The organism is Leptolyngbya sp. BL0902, assembly GCF_016403105.1.
GTDB lineage: Bacteria > Cyanobacteriota > Cyanobacteriia > Phormidesmidales > Phormidesmidaceae > Nodosilinea.
The window spans coordinates 1,804,209-1,822,300 of record NZ_CP046155.1; the positions used below are offsets into that span (position 1 = coordinate 1,804,209).

The 18,092-nt window shown below is 58.6% G+C and carries 23 protein-coding genes; 15 read left to right on the forward strand and 8 right to left on the reverse strand.

All coding sequences use genetic code 11. The annotated features are described in order from the left end of the window. Nucleotides 1-29: 29 nt before the first annotated feature. The 4 genes from dps (at nucleotide 30) to trpA (ending at nucleotide 2,770) form a co-directional block, all read left to right on the forward strand. The gene (dps, locus tag GFS31_RS08070; protein WP_198807668.1) at nucleotides 30-581 is read left to right on the forward strand and encodes a DNA starvation/stationary phase protection protein Dps; all 552 of its coding nucleotides are present in this window, start codon (nucleotides 30-32) and stop codon (nucleotides 579-581) included. A gap of 626 nt (nucleotides 582-1,207) precedes the next feature. Next, nucleotides 1,208-1,450 carry an NAD(P)H-quinone oxidoreductase subunit L gene (ndhL, locus tag GFS31_RS08075; RefSeq protein ID WP_198807669.1) on the forward strand — a complete coding sequence of 81 codons (243 nt, stop codon included), beginning with the start codon at nucleotides 1,208-1,210 and terminating at the stop codon, nucleotides 1,448-1,450. 4 nt (nucleotides 1,451-1,454) lie between these two features. Beyond that, entirely contained in the window at nucleotides 1,455-1,751 is a 297-nt protein-coding gene (locus tag GFS31_RS08080; RefSeq protein ID WP_198807670.1) for a DUF3007 family protein, read from the forward strand. Between the two features lie 221 nt (nucleotides 1,752-1,972). Beyond that, complete coding sequence (gene trpA, locus GFS31_RS08085; RefSeq protein ID WP_198807671.1) at nucleotides 1,973-2,770, forward strand: tryptophan synthase subunit alpha; 798 nt, start codon at nucleotides 1,973-1,975, stop codon at nucleotides 2,768-2,770. A 17-nt stretch (nucleotides 2,771-2,787) separates the two neighbouring features. Here trpA and GFS31_RS08090 read toward each other — a convergent pair whose 3' ends face one another. Then, nucleotides 2,788-3,063, reverse strand: a complete 276-nt coding sequence (locus tag GFS31_RS08090) for a hypothetical protein (protein WP_198807672.1) — start codon at nucleotides 3,061-3,063, stop codon at nucleotides 2,788-2,790. A 345-nt stretch (nucleotides 3,064-3,408) separates the two neighbouring features. On the opposite strand from GFS31_RS08090, the gene GFS31_RS08095 reads away from it, so the two are divergent. The 4 genes from GFS31_RS08095 (at nucleotide 3,409) to GFS31_RS08110 (ending at nucleotide 6,350) form a co-directional block, all read left to right on the forward strand. Further along, on the forward strand, nucleotides 3,409-4,053 hold the full coding sequence (locus tag GFS31_RS08095) for a response regulator transcription factor (RefSeq protein ID WP_198807673.1): 645 nt from the start codon (nucleotides 3,409-3,411) through the stop codon (nucleotides 4,051-4,053). Between the two features lie 63 nt (nucleotides 4,054-4,116). Further along, nucleotides 4,117-4,992 carry an S-methyl-5'-thioadenosine phosphorylase gene (locus GFS31_RS08100; protein WP_198807674.1) on the forward strand — a complete coding sequence of 292 codons (876 nt, stop codon included), beginning with the start codon at nucleotides 4,117-4,119 and terminating at the stop codon, nucleotides 4,990-4,992. A gap of 178 nt (nucleotides 4,993-5,170) precedes the next feature. Next, nucleotides 5,171-5,872 (forward strand): ribulose-phosphate 3-epimerase, encoded by a 702-nt coding sequence (gene rpe / locus GFS31_RS08105; RefSeq protein WP_198807675.1) that lies wholly within the window; start codon nucleotides 5,171-5,173, stop codon nucleotides 5,870-5,872. A gap of 289 nt (nucleotides 5,873-6,161) precedes the next feature. Next, entirely contained in the window at nucleotides 6,162-6,350 is a 189-nt protein-coding gene (locus GFS31_RS08110; RefSeq protein ID WP_198807676.1) for a hypothetical protein, read from the forward strand. On the opposite strand, the gene GFS31_RS08115 is transcribed toward GFS31_RS08110, so the two are convergent. After that, complete coding sequence (locus GFS31_RS08115; RefSeq protein ID WP_198807677.1) at nucleotides 6,347-6,808, reverse strand: orange carotenoid protein N-terminal domain-containing protein; 462 nt, start codon at nucleotides 6,806-6,808, stop codon at nucleotides 6,347-6,349. The genes GFS31_RS08110 and GFS31_RS08115 overlap by 4 nt on opposite strands. A 330-nt stretch (nucleotides 6,809-7,138) precedes the next feature. Between GFS31_RS08115 and GFS31_RS08120 the strand changes: the two genes are divergently transcribed. After that, the gene (locus GFS31_RS08120) at nucleotides 7,139-7,537 is read left to right on the forward strand and encodes a polymer-forming cytoskeletal protein (RefSeq protein WP_198807678.1); all 399 of its coding nucleotides are present in this window, start codon (nucleotides 7,139-7,141) and stop codon (nucleotides 7,535-7,537) included. A 16-nt stretch (nucleotides 7,538-7,553) separates the two neighbouring features. Here the strand turns inward: GFS31_RS08120 and GFS31_RS08125 are convergent, their stop codons facing one another. Next, on the reverse strand, nucleotides 7,554-7,844 hold the full coding sequence (locus tag GFS31_RS08125) for a hypothetical protein (protein WP_198807679.1): 291 nt from the start codon (nucleotides 7,842-7,844) through the stop codon (nucleotides 7,554-7,556). A gap of 34 nt (nucleotides 7,845-7,878) precedes the next feature. Between GFS31_RS08125 and GFS31_RS08130 the strand changes: the two genes are divergently transcribed. After that, the gene (locus GFS31_RS08130) at nucleotides 7,879-8,361 is read left to right on the forward strand and encodes a hypothetical protein (protein WP_198807680.1); all 483 of its coding nucleotides are present in this window, start codon (nucleotides 7,879-7,881) and stop codon (nucleotides 8,359-8,361) included. 65 nt (nucleotides 8,362-8,426) lie between these two features. Next, nucleotides 8,427-9,182 (forward strand): serine O-acetyltransferase, encoded by a 756-nt coding sequence (gene cysE, locus GFS31_RS08135; protein ID WP_198807681.1) that lies wholly within the window; start codon nucleotides 8,427-8,429, stop codon nucleotides 9,180-9,182. A gap of 56 nt (nucleotides 9,183-9,238) precedes the next feature. Here the strand turns inward: cysE and GFS31_RS08140 are convergent, their stop codons facing one another. Continuing rightward, nucleotides 9,239-10,168: an NAD-dependent epimerase/dehydratase family protein gene (locus GFS31_RS08140; RefSeq protein WP_198807682.1), complete on the reverse strand. Its 930-nt coding sequence runs from the start codon at nucleotides 10,166-10,168 to the stop codon at nucleotides 9,239-9,241. 363 nt (nucleotides 10,169-10,531) lie between these two features. On the opposite strand from GFS31_RS08140, the gene GFS31_RS21570 reads away from it, so the two are divergent. Further along, entirely contained in the window at nucleotides 10,532-11,911 is a 1,380-nt protein-coding gene (locus GFS31_RS21570; protein ID WP_263974923.1) for a pentapeptide repeat-containing protein, read from the forward strand. A 58-nt stretch (nucleotides 11,912-11,969) separates the two neighbouring features. Continuing rightward, complete coding sequence (locus tag GFS31_RS08155; protein ID WP_198807683.1) at nucleotides 11,970-12,617, forward strand: HAD hydrolase-like protein; 648 nt, start codon at nucleotides 11,970-11,972, stop codon at nucleotides 12,615-12,617. Here the strand turns inward: GFS31_RS08155 and pdxA are convergent. Then, a complete protein-coding gene (pdxA, locus tag GFS31_RS08160) occupies nucleotides 12,597-13,700 on the reverse strand; it encodes a 4-hydroxythreonine-4-phosphate dehydrogenase PdxA (RefSeq protein ID WP_198807684.1) in 1,104 nt (367 codons plus the stop codon). The genes GFS31_RS08155 and pdxA overlap by 21 nt on opposite strands. Nucleotides 13,701-13,894: 194 nt before the next feature. On the opposite strand from pdxA, the gene GFS31_RS08165 reads away from it, so the two are divergent. Then, on the forward strand, nucleotides 13,895-13,999 hold the full coding sequence (locus tag GFS31_RS08165) for a PetM family cytochrome b6-f complex subunit 7 (protein WP_198807685.1): 105 nt from the start codon (nucleotides 13,895-13,897) through the stop codon (nucleotides 13,997-13,999). Between the two features lie 76 nt (nucleotides 14,000-14,075). Continuing rightward, nucleotides 14,076-15,032: an SDR family oxidoreductase gene (locus GFS31_RS08170; protein WP_198807686.1), complete on the forward strand. Its 957-nt coding sequence runs from the start codon at nucleotides 14,076-14,078 to the stop codon at nucleotides 15,030-15,032. Nucleotides 15,033-15,188: 156 nt separating this feature from the next. Here GFS31_RS08170 and GFS31_RS08175 read toward each other — a convergent pair whose 3' ends face one another. The 3 genes from GFS31_RS08175 to egtB form a co-directional block, all read right to left on the reverse strand. Then, nucleotides 15,189-15,428 carry a NifU family protein gene (locus GFS31_RS08175; protein ID WP_198807687.1) on the reverse strand — a complete coding sequence of 80 codons (240 nt, stop codon included), beginning with the start codon at nucleotides 15,426-15,428 and terminating at the stop codon, nucleotides 15,189-15,191. Between the two features lie 208 nt (nucleotides 15,429-15,636). Next, nucleotides 15,637-16,614, reverse strand: coding sequence for an L-histidine N(alpha)-methyltransferase (gene egtD / locus GFS31_RS08180; RefSeq protein ID WP_198807688.1), 978 nt, complete (start codon nucleotides 16,612-16,614; stop codon nucleotides 15,637-15,639). A 162-nt stretch (nucleotides 16,615-16,776) separates the two neighbouring features. Then, a complete protein-coding gene (gene egtB, locus GFS31_RS08185; protein WP_198807689.1) occupies nucleotides 16,777-18,066 on the reverse strand; it encodes an ergothioneine biosynthesis protein EgtB in 1,290 nt (429 codons plus the stop codon). Nucleotides 18,067-18,092: the final 26 nt, after the last annotated feature.

Consider the following 18,092-nt stretch of genomic DNA (forward strand, 5'->3'; position numbering starts at 1 on the left):
TTGATTCTTGTTGATTTCAGAGAGGCATTATGATTGCTACTCCCACCCGCAAAGCTGACGCTACGCGCAAAGCTGACCCTGCCCGTCGGTTCTACCCCACCCGCATTGATCTACCCGCAAACGTCCGTGCCCAGGTGGTGGCGGTACTTAACCAAACCCTAGCGGCCACGGTGGATCTCAAAACCCAGGCCAAGCAGGCCCACTGGAACGTCAAGGGGATGAGCTTCCTGCAACTGCATGAACTCTTTGACGAGATCGCCGGAGAGCTAGAAGGCTATGTGGACATGGTGGCGGAACGGGTGACGGCCCTAGGCGGCACTGCCCTCGGTACTGCTCGCACAGCGGCTAACGCGTCGATTTTGCCAGAATATCCCTTTGAAGCGGTGGATGGGCCTGAGCACGTAGCGGCTCTGGCCGAACGACTGGCGCTGTACGCCAAGCACGTTCGCAAAGCCATCGACACCACCGACGACCTCGGCGATGCCGACACCGCCGATCTATACACCGAGATCTCCCGCACCGTAGATATGCGGCTGTGGTTCCTGGAAGCCCATCTGGTCAAAAAATCAGACCTCGACTAGGTTCCATTTGGCAAAATGGGGGCGGAGGGACTCGAACCCTCACGACCGCAATGGTCAACGGATTTTCATCCTCCCGCCGCTTTCGCGACCGCTAGGCTTGGGGCTGTGCCCTAGCCAGCGTTGAGAATTGGACCCTCCCTTTACCCTCGGCTTGACGTTAGGGTAGCTCCCGTCGGGCCTCTGCACCTTCCAGCCTAATGTCCCGATTGACCGGGGTGTTGGGCTGGCTTGGCTCAGGATTGCCGTGTTCAGGGCCTTGGCCTGGGCTTGGAAATCCAACGCACCGCCGCCACCCCAAAGGTAGGTTTCCCTGAGTTTGAGAGCTTCCACTTAGCAGATTTCTCCGCTAAGGCTCAGTTTTCTAAGTCCGTAGCGTCTACCATTCCGCCACGCCCCCATGACGCCACCCTAGGCTTGGCCCGTGGCAACGTCGTGTATTATTCCACCACCAACTGGCCCCAATTGCAACCACCACCTCAGACTCTTGGTGCCAGATCGGGCCAATAAGGACTTGTTCAAGGGCCGCATCCTGCCCTGACAATCCCTTACAATGGCTGAAAGATTGTCGGCCATGGAGGTAAACATCCGCGACGATCTGGCCCCTATCCGCTCATGGTTTGGACGTTATGCTTGCCGATTTCACCCTTTCCACGGATCTCCTGATCACCCTAGCGCTCTACGGTGGCCTAGCCGGAGTGTATTTAGTGGTGCTACCCCTGGCCATCTTGTTCTATTTGAAAGCCAACTGGCACCGGGCTGGGTCGGTAGAGCGGACGGCGCTCTACGGCCTGATGTTTGTTTTCTTCCCAGGGATGCTGCTGTTTAGCCCCTTTCTAAACTTTCGGCCCCAGGCCCGCAATCTGAGCTAGCCCCATGCGACGCATTGACGTATTTGGCATTGGTATCGGCGTCTTCCTGGCTGGAGGCGGGCTTTTCCTCGCCTTTCGGGTGCTGGGCCTAGACGGCATTTCGGCAGGCATTTGGAGCCAAGCCGTGATGGTGGGCGGCATTGTCGGCTGGCTGCTGACCTACCTGTTTCGGGTTGTCAGCCACAACATGACCCTCAACCAACAGATGGAAGACTACGAAACCGCCGTGCTGCAAAAGCGCCTAGAGGAGCTGACGCCGGAGGAACTTGCCGCCCTACAGGCCAAACTGGATGATCAGTAGTCCCTAGATCTCCCTATTCCCCATCTCCAGGGATCTCTATTGCGGCAGAATCCAAGCCGCTCTGCCCCCATGAATCTTCCTCAGATCTGGCCCCCGACGACCTAGCTTGGCCAGTCATCGGGGGGCGCTCTCCCATCGTCGCTAGATCAGCGCTGGCCAGCATAGACGCCGTGCCCGTCTTGGGCTAGAGTGCTCTATTGGACGTTTATTGGCCCCTTCCTATGGCTCGCGTTGCAGAACATTTCCAGGCCCTCAAAGCGCGGGGCGAATGCGCCCTCATTCCCTTCATCACAGCGGGGGATCCTGACCTGGAAACTACAGCCGCCGCGCTGAAGGTTTTGGACGACAACGGAGCCGACCTGATTGAACTGGGGGTGCCCTACTCTGACCCGCTGGCCGATGGCCCGGTGATTCAGGCCGCTGCCACCCGCGCCCTGGCGAAGGGCGTCACCCTCGATCAGGTGCTGGATTTGGTGAAAACCGTTAGCCCCAGCCTGACTTCACCGATCATTCTATTCACCTACTACAACCCGATTTTGAATCGCGGCATCGAGACCTTCATGGCCGACATCGCTGCTGCCGGAGTCGCGGGTCTCGTGGTGCCCGACCTTCCCCTAGAGGAAGTAGAGGGGTTGCTACAAGCCGCCGCCGCCGCCCATATCGATGTGACATTGCTGGTGGCCCCCACCTCGCCCCTAGATCGCATTCAGGCCATTGCCGCCCAGGCCCAGGGGTTTGTCTACCTGGTGAGCGTCACCGGGGTGACGGGGATGCGTCAGGAGTTGCAAGGTCGGGTGAAGGAACTGCTCGACAGCCTAAAGCAAACCACCGACAAGGCCATCGGCGTCGGCTTTGGCGTCTCTGGCCCAGACCAAGCCACCCAACTACGCCAGTGGGGGGCCGATGGCGTGATTGTGGGCAGCGCCTTTGTCAAACGGCTCGATAGCGGGGATTCCCCAGCGGCCCTTCAAGACATTGCTAACTTTTGCCGGGATCTCAAAACCGCCATCCAGGGCTAGGACTGGAGGGCGCTAGGTTACGCCTGCCAGTCAGGACAGGGGCTATCCGCCAGCCAGCCGTAGGGATGCATGGCGCAAATCAAGGTGTGGCGACGGGCGCGACTGGTGCCGTAGGCAACTCCGTGATAGTTGGCACACTGCCGACAGGGCAGGGGCCGGGAAGGGGTAGGATCGGCAAAACCCACCTGGGATCGCAAAATGTGCTGCTTGCTTTGCCGACGATGCCACTGTTCATAGGCCCGACGATGGCAGCGGGCATTGGCACGGCTGAACAAATCCCCTGGGAGCGTCACAGTACCCTCATCCGAGTTGAGTGAGTAGCGATGGGTTCTAGCCTAACGAAAGCGCTTTCCTAACGGCCTGAGTGTGAAACAGATCGAAAAAATCGATCCCAAAAATTGCGATCCCGCTCTCTTTTCTCCCATTCTGCAAAAATCCTCACGGTTGGATGACGCCGAAACCCGTGTCTTAGAGTATTATCAGCAGTGACGGATAGATCCGTCTAGGTTGGTGCGTCGGCTGGGCTAACCGAAGAGAACGCCGCTGAAAAGTTTTGTCAAATCATAGATCGTTTGGTGTAGGCTAACCCACCCAGTCGGGAATGATGAATTAAGAGCTATTGGAATCACTGTCAGAGCATGAAGGATCCTAACGCAGGCGACCAAAAGCAACTCTTGCTAATTGACGACGACCCCAACCTCATTTTGCTCGTCAAAGATTATCTGGAGTTTCGGGGCTACGACGTCAAAACCGCTGGCAACGGTCGTGAAGCGTTGGAGCTGTTGGAAGACAGTTTGCCCGACATGATTATTTGCGATGTGATGATGCCCGAAATGGATGGGCACACCTTCGTTAAGCACGTCCGAGATAATCCAGAAACCGAGTGGATTCCCATCTTGTTCCTGTCCGCCAAGGGGCAAAGCCAGGATCGGGTGAAGGGGCTGAACACCGGGGCTGATGTCTACATGGTCAAGCCCTTCGAGCCAGAGGAACTGGTGGCCCAGGTGGAGTCCTCCCTGAAGCAGGCTTCTCGCCTGATCAAGCAACAGGCCAAGGCGGGCGGTGGCCCTGCCATTCAGGTGCCCTTTGATGTGGAACTCACCCCCACGGAGCTGCGGGTGGTGCAGTTTGTGGCGCGGGGCATGGCCAACCGCGAAATTGCCGACGAACTCCAGGTCAGCCAGCGCACCATCGAAAGCCACGTCAGCAATATGCTGGGCAAAACCGGGCTGCACAACCGTACCGAACTCGCCCGCTGGGCCATCGAAAACAACAAAGCCTAGGTTCTCGCCCCATCATCCCGCTATATGATGGGGGTCGGCGTATTGGCAGGACTGGGCAAAACGATGGCAGCACAGGCGCGAATTGGCATTATCGGCGGCAGTGGACTCTACCAAATGGAGGCGCTGACGGATCGAGAAGAGGTGCGAGTGGAAACGCCCTTTGGCGATCCCTCCGATGCCATTATTTTGGGCACCCTAGACGGCACCCGTGTGGCCTTTCTGGCCCGCCACGGTCGGGGCCACACCCTCATGCCCTCGGAACTGCCCTTCCGCGCCAACATCTACGCCATGAAGTCCCTGGGGGTGGAGTACCTGATTTCCGCCTCGGCGGTGGGTTCCCTCAAGGAAGCGGCCAAGCCTTTGGACATGGTGGTACCGGATCAGTTTATCGACCGCACCCGTAACCGCATCTCCACCTTCTTTGGTGAGGGACTGGTGGCCCACATTGCCTTTGGCGACCCAGTCTGTCCCCAGCTTGCCCAAATCGTGGGGGATGCGGTGGAAAGCTTAGACCTACCTGACGTCACCCTACACCGGGGCGGCACCTACATTTGCATGGAAGGCCCCGCCTTTTCCACTAAAGCTGAGTCGAACCTCTACCGCAGTTGGGGGGCAACGGTGATCGGCATGACCAACCTGCCCGAAGCCAAGCTCGCCCGCGAAGCCGAAATCGCCTACGCCACCTTGGCCCTCGTCACCGACTACGACTGCTGGCACCCCGACCACGACAGCGTTACCGTGGAAATGGTGATCGGCAATCTGCAAAAGAACGCCACCAACGCCCAGCGGGTCATCCGCGAGGTCGTCAGCCGCATCGCCGCCCATCCCCCTGAATCCGAGGCCCACTCCGCCCTCAAATACGCCATCATTACCCCCCTAGACAAAGCCCCCCAAGCCGCCCTCGATAAACTCAGTTTGCTGCTGCAAAAGTACCGCTAAGGGGCTACCTGGGTGTTCCGGCTTCTTCAACAAACTGGGTTCTCTAGGTGACGGAAGACCACGCCCCGACCGAGATGAAGAAAGGCTGGTCAGAAATTCAGAACTTTTATGAGAAGAGCGCTTAAGCCTTTGTTACGATGGTTACGAATGCCATTGCGCACCAAGGAGAACATCCACCATGCCACAGAGCCAAAAGTCCGTCGTTATTTCCCCTTCCATCCTGTCGGCAGACTTTAGCCGCCTAGGCGAAGAAATCAAGGCCGTTGATGAAGCCGGGGCCGACTGGATTCATGTGGACGTGATGGATGGTCGGTTTGTGCCCAACATCACCATTGGCCCCCTGATTGTGGATGCCATCCGGCCCTACACCCAAAAGCCCCTGGACGTTCACCTGATGATTGTGGAGCCCGAAAAGTACGTGGCGGATTTCGCCAAGGCTGGGGCCGACATCATCAGCGTCCACGCCGAGCACAACGCCTCTCCCCACCTGCACCGCACCCTGGGCCAAATCCGGGAACTGGGCAAGCAGGCGGGTGTCGTGCTCAACCCCTCCTCTCCGCTGTCCCTGATCGAGCACGTGCTTGATCTGTGCGACCTGATTTTGATCATGAGCGTGAACCCCGGCTTCGGTGGCCAGAGTTTCATTCCCACCATGGTGCCCAAAATCCGCGCCCTGCGGGAAATGTGCGATGAGCGCGGCCTGGATCCCTGGATTGAAGTGGATGGCGGCCTGAAGGTGAACAACACCTGGCAGGTGCTAGAAGCCGGAGCCAACGCCATTGTGGCTGGGTCGGCGGTGTTCAACGCCCCCGACTATGCCACCGCCATCGAAGGCATCCGCCACAGCAAGCGCCCCACCCCCGAACTCGCTGCCGTCTAGGATCTAAGCTGGAACATAGCTGCCCACCGTCCTGCGGTGCTATGCTCCGGCGTCTAGCTCACATCAACGGCCTAGGCTATTTGGCTTAGGCCGATTGTTTTTGGGAAAAATCCCGGATAGCGCAGATAGTGCCTTGGATCGACCCGCGATGGGGAACCACCCATCTCACACCCAAGGGTGAACGCGATCACTAATGATGGCCTGCACCGTCACATTATTGGCTACAGCCCGTCATCATAGGAAACTGTGGCCAGGAATAGGCTAGGAGTATCCCCATTCAGGATCGTCCATGCCTACCCTGTCCCTGCTCGTTTCCTTGGATTTATCTGCGCCCTGTCTGCTCTGTGCCCAGAGGGCCGCAGTTCGCCAGGGCTGCCCTCTCAACTCAGGGGCAACAGCCCAGCGCCAGACCCAAGCCCAAGCAGAGCAGCGAACCGAAACCGCCGCCCTATGGGAGGTGATGATGCGTCCGGCCTAGGCTATGGCCTGTCGGAGGAAATGAATGCGTTCATTCAGCCCCATGCCGCTGAGGCGAGAGCGTAGCAGATAGGTGTCCGCCTGACGATTCGCCCGTTGCACCACCGCTTCCCAAGGCAAATTGCGCCCCCGGTTGAATAAGCGATGCCAAAATGCCAGCTTCATATTTGGATTCAAGGCTTGGTAGGCATGGGTGAACCGAGTATCGGCATGGCCCAAAATATCCCGACAAATATCTATCTGCTCCTCCCGACTCACCTGCTGCACCTGCTGCACCAACTGCTGCACCGCTTGGGAAAATAGGGCCAAGGGGGCTACCGATCCAAAGGCTTGGCCCATGGTGTCGTAGGCTTGCCATAGGGTCACAAGCTGGCAGTCCGTTGGAGCCTGACGAAAGAGGCCGACAGTATCTTCGACGGAAAAGCGAAGTTCTTGGGCACGAACATTGGCGATAGTCATCGGAGTATCCCTCATGGTGATTTGTTATAGATGGCCAAATTGGCCTAGGGCTAAGCCTGGAAGATGCGTCTCCTTACGGACGCCGATTCTGAGCCGAAAAATCTAAAATGCTAAAAAACAGATATTTTTTCCTGCTGTTTATATTGATCCCCATTTTTTTTGGGACAGGGCCATTTCTTCCAAGTTTCTTAGGATTTGCGGATCGCGTTACACTGTCTCTGGTCTACTGCGCCATCGAAATCCTAGGGAAAGCGGTGGATCATTCTGCCTATTCATTTGGGCAAGGTTGCCCCATGTCGTACCATGTTTCATCTAGGGAAAAGGCTATCTATGCTAAAACGCAAGCCGACGCCGATGCTCACCTACCTGAGCCAAAAAACCGAGTTTGAGGGGGTGCTCCACGCCGAGGGTATGCTGCGGGTGGACGGCATCATCCACGGCACCGTGGAGGTGAATGGAGACCTAGAAATTTCGGCCTCTGGACTGGTAGAAGGGCCAGAGGTCAAAGCAAGGAATATCGTGGTGCAGGGCGTTCTCAAGGCGAAGGTCTGGGCCGAAGGCAAACTCACCCTCAGTCGCACCGCCCGCCTGGAGGGGGACGTCGTCGCCGGATCCCTAGAAATTGAGCCCGGAGCCTACTATACGGGCTACATCGAAACCCGCGATGCCAAATCCTTGCCCCCCGCCCGCGAACTGCCCGAACTCTACGGCACCACCACCGATCTCTAGGGCAACCCCAGCAGGCTTAGGAGCGCTCATCATCGTGCATCAGCCAGGTTGCCAGACCCAAGCCTGCCACAATCAGCATCCATGGTGAGGGCACCAGCAGTTGCCCCAAACCGGGCAGCAAATCTATCGTGGTGCAAATGAACCACGCTATCGACGCGCAAAAAATTAACCAGACAATTTCCATGGGAGATAGCGGCTGAATGGCTTGGAGCGGAGGAAGCAGCGACATCGAGGGCACCGCCTTTCGTGCCTCAGCCAGTTTAACTTCTGTCCATCCCCAGGCCCAAGGGGGGGGATCGTCGATCATGCTAGTGCTATCTCTACAGTAAAGGTGGATTGCCATGGGGATCCTACGTCAGCGATATGGGGTAGTAGCCCTGGCCCTCTTGGCCCTGGGTGGCCTTGGCTCTGCCGCTGCCCTGGCCCAAACCGCCAATTTTGCGCCCATCACCCTATCCAGCGGTCAGCCCACCGCCACCGTCAGCGGCACCACCGCCGGAATTTTCTCCGTGGGCAACCTAGCCATGCGCGATCAGCGGGGCACCATCTGCGTGGGGTTTGCCGATGCCAGCCCCAGCCACATCCTTACCCTGCAAGATCCTATGGCCCAAATCACCCTCCAGGTGAACAGCGGCGGCAGCGACACGACCCTGCTGCTGCAAGGCCCCACCGATAGCCTCATCCGTTGCGGCGAAGATAGCGGTCGGCGCAACTTAGACGACCGCATCCAGGCCCAAAACCTGCCTGCAGGCACCTACCGCATTTGGGTCGGATCCCATGACCAAGGGCAACGCATCAACTACTCCCTCACCGTTGGCCCCTAGCCCTGTTAGGGATCACCAATCCCACGCTAGGATAGTAGTGCCCTTGCTGATTTTCCTGAAAGCCTGTGCTTAAAACTCTGGTTGCAGATTTCCGTGTCGTTTTTGATCGCGACCCCGCTGCCCGCAACTGGTTAGAGGTAGTGACTTCCTACCCAGGGTTCCATGCCCTGGCCATGCATCGGTTTAGCCACTGGCTATGGAACCTGGGCATTCCAGTGATGCCTCGGCTGCTGTCCCACTTGGCCCGCTTTCTCACAGGTATTGAAATTCACCCTGGGGCCACCATTGGTCGAGGGGTGTTCATCGACCACGGCATGGGCGTTGTGATTGGCGAAACCGCCATCGTGGGCGACTATGCCCTAATTTACCAAGGCGTGACCTTGGGCGGCACTGGCAAAGAAAGCGGCAAGCGTCACCCCACCCTAGGCGAGAACGTCGTTGTTGGGGCTGGAGCCAAAGTATTGGGCAACATTCAAATCGGCAACAATGTCCGCATCGGCGCTGGATCCGTGGTGCTCCGTGAGGTGCCCTCCGATTGCACCGTGGTCGGGGTGCCCGGTCGGGTGGTCTATCGCTCTGGAGAACGGGTAGAACCCCTAGATCACGGACGACTGCCGGACTCGGAAGCCCAGGTTATTCGCGCCCTCGTAGACCGGATTGAAGCCCTAGAGCGAGAGGTGCAGGCGATGAACCAAACCGCTGCCGCCCCCACCCTAGAACATGAACTGGCCACCGTTGTAGCCACTGGCCGGGGCGACCGCACCCTCTGCCGCATCCAGGATCGCACTATCGATGAATTCTTTGACGGTGCTGGCATCTAGACCCCTTGGCAGCGGGCGTCACGCGCAGGGCGGGCATAGCTCACCCTGCGCGTGACCTAGCCGAGAATTTGGTCGTCCAAGCTGAAATTCACCTCGGTTTTGGCTTTTCCTGTGGCCAGGTAGTCGTGCTGGAAGGAATCCTTCAGCCCAGTTACCAGGTCAAACTTCGGAGCCCAGCCCAGTTCGGCTTGGGCTTTGTCGATGGCGGTGAAGAAGTGCTGCACCCGCATGGGGAAGGCTTTGGCCTTGCCGAAGTCGAAGGCTTTGGGGTCGTAGTGGACGATGTCGAGATCGGCGGGATCTTTCCCGGCGGCTTGGGCACAGGCGCGGGCGAGGCCATCAAAGGTGACAGCCTTTTCGCCGGAGATGTTGTAGATCTGACCAATGGCGGTGTCGTTGCCCAGCACAGCGGCCATAGCTTCGGCTAGGTCTTGCACATGGCCCAACTGGGTGAGGTGCATGCCATTGCCGGGGATGGGGACAGGCCGCCCCCGCACGATCCGGTCGAAGAACCAGGCTTCGAGGGGATTATAGTTTTGGGGGCCATAGATATATACCGGACGCACGGAGGTGAAGGGCACCCCCTGGGCCTGGAGGTAGGCTTCGGTTTCAAACTTGCCCTTGTGGCGGCTCTTGGGATCGACAGCATCCCCTTCGATGTGGGGCATTTGGTCGGCCTTGAGGTATACCCCGGCAGAACTGACGTAGACGAAGTGCTTCACCTTATCACCAAACAGTTCTACCAAAGGCTGAGTGTCTGAAAGTTCGCGCCCGTTGTTGTCAAAGATGGCGTCGAAGGATTCTCCCGCCAGCTTACTTTTCAAGGTATCCGCATCGGTGCGGTCGCCGACGATGGTTTTCAATCCCTCTATGGGGGCAGGCTTTTTGCCCCGGTTAAACAGCACTACCTCGTGCCCTTGAGCCACCAATAGCTTGGTCAGATACACCCCAATAAACCGGGTGCCGCCCATCACTAAAATCCGCATCCTTACCTCCCAACCGCAGAATTACGCTAATTCCAGCCCAAACCGATCTGGCGAAAAGGCTCAGGGGAACAGAACCATGGCGGTAAATCAGCCCCCTTGGCTGTCTCTACAGCGGGCCAGGTGCCTGCTTGCGCATGGATTCATTCGAGTCCCTAAGCCCAAGTCACTTCTCGGAAGAACTGGGTATGTGTCCCTATATTAAGCCGTGGCGATCCCCGAAGTTTGCTTTAAGAATCAGTCGGTTTGGGGAGATTGACCTTAAGCTAAGCAGTAGATCCAGGCCAAGCCCTTACGCGGGAGGGGGAACCCGCCTAAAATGTTAGGAATCGAAAATTTTACCCTGCGGTGTGAGCACACCTCCCTATGCGAGAGCTGGATAACGCCTACCGAATGCTAGAGCTAGAGCCTGGTGCCTCCCTGGAGGAAATTAACCAGGCTTATAAGGATCTGGTGTTTGTCTGGCATCCAGATCGCATTCCCCAAGACAACGAGCGTCTCTACCAAAAAGCCCAGGATAAAATTAAAGCCCTCAACCAGGCGCGGGATCTGCTGCGTACCCACAGCCGCAATGGCCGCAGCAGTGCCAGTTCGGCCAACAGTCGCTATGGTAGCAGTGCCAGCCGCTCCTCCTCCTCCTCGAGCTACTATTCAGCCTCCCAGTCCTCCAGCGAGGGCAGTGACCGCCGCTACTATGGCAACAACTACCGTCCGCCCTACGGCTACGGCAGCGGCTACCGTCGGCCCTACGAGCCTAATTCGGCCCAGGCCAGCAACCCAGGCAACAGTCAGAGCAACGGCCAGGGCAGCAGCCAGGGAGCCAATGGGACAGGGCAATCAGCCTATCCCAACTACCAAAGCCGCTACTACCGCTATCAACAGAATACCTATGGCCCGCCACCCTACGGCTCTGGCACCGCAGCCAGCAACGGTCAGGGGACTGCGGCCCATGGCCAACCTAAGGCCGATACGGCTAAACCTTCAACCAACGGAAATTCCGCCAATGGCACCGCCGCCAGTGATACCGCCGCCAACGGTACCTCCACCAGCAGCAGGGAGTCCGCCGCCACTGGCCAACCAGGATCCTCCCCAGCCTCTAGCTCCTACCAAACCTATCGCCAACGGCGCGATGCCGCAGCGGGGGTAGGCCGTTCCTCGTCCGGGCAGAGCGGATCCTCTGCGCCGGGCCAAGCTAGCGGTTCAGAGGATCCTAGCCAAGCCTCTGGCCGCTCCGGCGTTAACCCCAATACGACGGGCCCCACTGGCCCCAAAGTGACTCCCAACACCGCCCCACCCCAGGGTTCAGCAGTCGATCCGGGCTACAACACCTACAATGCCCACACCCGCAACGCCGCCAGCAGCGCCCACCGAGATCGCCAGCGCCCTGACCTCAGCGGCAAAGACCTGCGGGGGGCCAACCTGCGGGAAAAAGACTTTGCCAACCGCAACCTCAGCGGGGCCGACCTCAGCGGGGCCGACCTCAGCGACGCCTTTTTGCACAAAGTTAACCTCAATCGGGCCAACCTCAGTAAAGCCAAGCTCTTTCGCGCCAATCTGCTCCAGGCCGACCTCAGCCATGCCAACCTGCGGGAAGCCGACCTAATTGGGGCCGACTTCAGCGGGGCCGACCTCAGCGGGGCCGACCTCAGCGGGGCCAAGGTTGCCGTGGGAGGACGCACCATGGTTAAGCTCACGGGCACCATCCTCACCGGAGCCATTATGCCCGACGGCTCTATTCACGATTAGCGGCTCCAGTCATTGAGCCAGTTACTGAGCTAGTCACCAAGCCAGTCACCAAGCCAGCATGAATCTTTTGTTTGACCTCGACGGCACCCTGACGGATCCCCACACCGGGATTGTGGCCTGCCTCCAGCACGCTTTGACCGTCATTGATCACCCCATTCCCGACACTGACGCCCTCACGGCCTTAATTGGGCCACCCCTGCGCCAAGGGCTCAGCCAACTGCTGCAATGCCCTCCCGAATCTCCCCTGGTGGATGCCGCCATCGCCGCCTATCGCGAACGGTTTGCCGCCGTCGGCCTATTCGAGAATCGCCTTTATGACGGTATCCCCACCATCCTAGACACCCTAGCCGCCCGTCACCGCCTCTTTGTTGTCACCTCCAAGCCACGCATCTTTGCCGAACGAATTGTCACCCATTTTGGCCTTGCCTCCTACTTTCAAGCCGTCTACGGCAGCGAGCTAGACGGCACCCGATCCGACAAAGGCGACCTGATTGCCCACGCCCTCTCCCAGTCTCGCCTAGCCGCCGCCGACACCGTAATGATTGGCGACCGCCAGTACGACATCATCGGTGCCTTACGTCACCAGGTTTTGCCCGTGGGCGTACTGTGGGGCTACGGATCGCGCCAAGAACTCATCCAAGCCGGAAGTCACCATCTGCTCCAGCACCCTAGGGAGCTAACCACCCTAGAGCGACGACTGACCTAAGCGTACCTGGGCCAGTTCAATGGCTAGGTCGATGGCGGCGATCATGCTGCTGGGGTCGGCGATCCCCTTCCCTGCAATGTCAAAGGCGGTACCGTGGTCGGGGGATGTCCGAATGAAGGGTAGCCCTAGGGTCGTATTCACCGCGCGGTCAAAGGCCATCAGTTTGACCGGAATCAAGCCCTGATCGTGGTACAGGGCCAGGTAGGCATCGTGGGCTAAGGGCATCGCCTGGGACTCGGTGCCAAACCAGGCTTGACCTGGGCGCACCCACAGGGTATCCGGCGGGGTGGGGCCATCCAGTTGCGCCTGGGGATAACGCTGGCACTGGGCCTCCAGCCAGGGAATCAGCCAGTCCTGTTCTTCGCGGCCCAGTTGGCCCCCTTCGCCGCTGTGGGGGTTGAGTCCAGCGATGGCAATCCTGGGTTGAGCAATGCCAAAGTCTTGGCGCAGGCTGCGGATGAGTAAGTCCAGCTTTTGGGACATCAGGGCCGGATTGAGCACCTGGGGCACCCGCTGAAGGGGAATGTGGGTCGTCGCCAGCATCGTCCGCAGGGGCCAGCCTGTGTGGGGAGATCGGGCCACAAAGGCCATGGCGAAGTCCTGCACTCCGGCCCCCTCCGCCAACAGCTCCGTTTGGCCAGGGTAGTTGTGGCCAGCGGCTTTCCAGGCGGATTTGGCAATGGGGGCAGTGACAATGGCCTCAAACTGCCCAGACACCGTAGCGGCGATGGCGGCTTTCAGGTAGGCAAAGCTAGCGGCTCCAGTGGCGGCACTCTCCTGTCCCCAGTCAAACTTGCCGTCGGCGAGGGACGACGGCACTTCTACCAGCGTGATCTGATCCCTCTGGGGCCAGGGTTTTACCCCAGGCGCGTGGCTAAAGTGGGCCAGGGTGCGCTCCAAAACCTCCGCGCTGCTCAAGAGCGTAATCTCAGCCTGGACTGACCAATCCTTAGAGGCCAGGGCTTTCAGTACCACCTCTGGGCCAATGCCAGCAGGATCACCCAGGGGAATCACTAACCGGGGGCGGCTGGGTGCCGTGGCGGCAGAGGCATGAGGCGTGATGGGTTTAGGAATCGTGGTCATCGGCGGCGTCACCAAACGTTCTAAAATAGGGGCGGCTTACGGAATGGGCTTTGACCCCAAGGTTCTAGGCCCTCATAGGGTGGCTCAGGGCGTTTAGCCTTCGATTCATTCCTAGTTTGCGCTGAGGCTAGGGTCAAAATCTATCCATGCAGCCTTGATATATCGCTTTATCTGCTGTTGTAAGGAGTTTTCTAATGGGCGGCGAAATTTTTAGCACCTCTGTTCTTATCTTTACCTTAACCCTGGTGGGGCTGGGGGCAGGCTTCCTGTTGCTGCGGATCCAGGGCGGCGAAGAGTAGATTTCTTCCCGACCGCCTGCCGGGGGGGAGTCCATCTGATATTCTTAGAACAAGTTAACTTTTGTATCATTCCCCCATGAAAGTACTCGTTGTTGGCGCGACTGGCACCCTAGGCAGGCAAATCGTTCGCCGTGCGTTGGACGAAGGGCACGAGGTGCGCTGTATGGTCAGAAGCGCCCAGCGGGCGGGCTTTTTGCGGGAATGGGGCGTGGAATTGGTGCGGGGCAATCTCACCCAGCCCGATACCCTGCCCCCAGCCCTAGCAGGGGTTGATGCGGTGATTGATGCCGCCACGGCCCGCCCCTCAGAATCCGTGCAAACCGTGGACTGGCAGGGCAAAGTCAACCTGATTCAAGCTACCCAGGCCGCTGGAGTGAAGCGGTTTATCTTCATTTCCATCCTCAATTCTGAGAAATTCCCCCACGTTCCCCTCATGAACGTGAAGCGCTGCACCGAAAAATTCCTGGCCGAGTCCGGGCTAGACTACACCATTCTGCAACCCTGCGGCTTTCTCCAGGGCCTCATCGGCCAGTACGCCATCCCCATCCTAGAAAAGCAATCCATCTGGGTGATGGGCGAAGCGGCCCCCACCGCCTACATGGACACCCAAGACATCGCCAAGTTTGCCATCAAAGCCCTCACCACCCCCGAAACCGTCAACCGTACCTTCCCCCTGGCTGGGCCTCGGGCCTGGGGGGCCTACGAAATCATCCGCCTCTGTGAGCGCAAGTGCGGCCAGAGTTCCAGGGTATCCCGCATTTCCCTCGACCTGCTGCGGGTAATTCGCAAAGTCGCCTACTTCTTCCAGTGGGGCTGGAACTTTGCTGACCGCCTCGCCTTTGTGGAAGTGGTCTCTGGAACGCAGCCCCTAGACGCCCCCATGGATGAGGTCTACAGTGCCTTTGGCATGAACCTAGAGGACACCACCACCCTCGAAGACTATATGCAAGAATACTTCAGCCGAATCATGAAAAAGCTGAAGGAACTCGACTACGACCGCGACAAAGCCAGCAAGAAAAAGCTGCCCTTCTAAGGGGATGCCTACTTGGGGACGCCTACTCACCACTAGGGCGACATGGCGAAACAAGAAAGGCAGCAAGGACAGCAAACACCCCACCCATTTCAGGTTTCCCCTGGGTGGGTAGGGGGGCATCTCACCCACTGGGCCAAGGGATTGGGCCGTTAGGGCTTAGAAGACCTGCTCAATTTCGGCGATTTCGGGGATGAACTCCCGCAGGCGGCGCTCGATGCCCATGCGGAGGGTCATGGCAGAACTGGGGCAGGAACCACAGGCCCCTTGCAGCCGTAGCTTTACAATCGGGCCATCAATTTCCACGAGTTCCACATTACCCCCATCCGCCAACAGGTAGGGGCGCAGTTCATCCAGCACCTGTTCAACATTCTCGGAGGTGAGGGCAAGGGTTTGCATGGCAGAATCCTAGGGGTAAACATCTTCTCTATTGTTTCATTGTAAGGATATCCCTAACCCTTCAGGCCATGGCAACCGTTGAATTCTTCTGGGGTGGCAATAGATCAGGGAGGTTCCTGGCCCAGAGTTGAAATCCTAGCAGGCCAGAGGATATCCCACCGGGGAATGCGGTGGCCCTAAAAGTGCTTCAGCCTAAAAGTGCTTCAGCCTAAAAGTGCTTCAGATGGTGGAGGCTGAAGTGCTGATCAGGGTCAACCCAGACTTCGATGGGCTGAAATCCTGCCTCCATCGCCAAAAGCTGAAATTCCTCAACCGTGTACTTGTAGGAATACTCAGTGCGCAGCGTCTCGCCTTGGGTGAAGGAAATTTCAGCGTCGCCGATGGCAACGCCCTGATCTGCTAGGCTCACAATGGCCATTTCAATGCGTCCGGCAGCTTCATTGTAGTGGGCTTGGTAGGTGAACTGGCTGAGGTCAAAATTGGCCCCCAGTTCTCGGTTGATGCGGGTGAGCAGGTTGAGGGCAAAGGCGGCGGAAATGCCCTGGGCATCGTCGTAGGCGGGTTCTAGAAGGCTGGCGGATTTTTTCAGGTCTACCCCCACAATCAACTCCCCCAGCCCCGCCACGGTTTTGAGAAAGGCGACGGCATCAGCGGGCTCTAGGTTGCCGATGGAAGAGCCAGGGAAAAAGCCAAGGGTGGGGCGCTGGTGCAGTTCCGGCACCTGATCCAGCGGTAGGGGTTGGGTATAGTCGGCGCAGAGGGCAATGGTTTCGAGGCCGTCAAAATCCTGCATCAGGGCGAGGCAGGATTCTTGAAGATGCTGGCGGGAAATATCCACCCCCACGTAGGTATGCACCTGGGGCGCAGCCTGGAGCAGAATCCGAATTTTTTGGCTGCTGCCGCTGCCCAATTCCACCAAAACCCGATGGTTGAGGGCGCGGGCAATGTCCTCGGTGTGGGCGCGGAGGATGGCCATCTCGGTGCGGGTGAGGTAGTACTCCGGCAGTTGGCAAATGGCATCGAACAGTTCTGAACCCCGTTTGTCGTAGAGGAACTTGGCCGAGAGCGCCTTTTGGGGCTGGGCCAAGCCCTGCAATACGGCACTACGGAAATCCTCCATGGGCGGATGGAAATCGTACAGTTTGACAGACTGAGGCTGGGCCTGAAAACGCGCACCGGAAGACATAGGAAACCTTAGAATTCGCTGGGAGATGGCGGCAACCATGGGCCAAAACAACGATACTGGCCTGGTTGAGGAGTTGATGTGAGTCGCCGCCGTAGAGGCATCGCGGTTGCAGTGTCTCTCCTCCTATCATCCTCCAGGATGAACCGGGTCGATACCCATGCCCTAACGCGCTAGACGAATACCGCTAAACTGCCAGCGAGCACTAGGCGGGAAAAAGTTACGGTAGCTGGGCCGAATGTGGCCGGGGGGCGTGACGCAGGATCCGCCGCGCAGCACCATTTGGTTGCACATAAATTTGCCGTTGTACTCGCCCACCGCACCAGGAGCCACCCGAAAGCCGGGATAGGGCAGGTAGGCGCTTTGCGTCCATTCCCAGGTGTCGCCATAGAGTTGGTAAATTGGGCCATCGCCCTGGGCGGGCTGGGGGTGGAGGGCATCGCTCATCAGCAAATTACCCTGAGTGGGGACGGTGGCAGCGGCCACTTCCCATTCGGCTTCGGTGGGTAGACGGTAGCCCCGCCACTGGGCATAGGCGTCGGCCTCGAAGTAGCTGATGTGGGTGACGGGTTCGTTGACATTCAGGGGACGCAGGCCACCGAGGGTCATCACCCACCAGTCGGCCCCTTGTTTTTGCCAGTAGAGGGGCGCTTGCCAGCCGTCCCGCTGCACCGTGGCCCAGCCTTCAGAAAGCCAGTATTGTGCGGTTTGGTAGCCGCCATCGGCGATAAATTCTAGGTATTCGCCATTGGTGACGGGACGGTTGGCCAGGGCAAAGTCATTCAGGTAAACCCGATGGCGGGGGCCTTCGTTATCAAAGGCAAACTGGTCGAAGGTTTGGCCAGAGGTTTGATGGCCGATGTCATACAGTCCGCCTGCGAAGTCCACAAAATCCAAGGCTGGAGCCGTCTGGTCAGCCTGCACCAAGTCCTCTCGATAGGCAGGATGGAGGGGGTTCACCGCCAGGTTGTATTTCAGGTCAGTCAGCAGGAGTTCCTGGTGCTGCTGTTCGTGGTGTAGGCCGAGGGTGATTAGGGCGGCGATGTCCGGTTCTTCTCCCCGCTGGCGAATCAGGCGATCCATAGCCTCATCCACGTAGGCCCGGTATTGGTACACCTCAGCCACCGTGGGTCGGGAAATCAGCCCCCGCTGGGGCCGAGGATGACGGCTACCCACCGCTTCGTAGTAGGAGTTGAACAGGTAGCCATAGCCGGGGTGGAAGACCTCGTAATCGGCTAAGTAGGGCCGTAACAAAAAGGTTTCAAAGAACCAGGTGATGTGGGCCAGGTGCCACTTGGGCGGGCTCACGTCGGCCATGCTCTGTACCCCATAGTCTTCAATCACTAGGGGCTGACAGAGGGTTTCGCTGAGTTGACGGACGGCAGCATAGGCACCCTCAAGGTCTGGCCCTGGGGCGCGGCCTAGGCGAGGAACCTCAGTGGAGGAGAGAATCATGGCGCTAACAGGTTGGTGATGGGGTG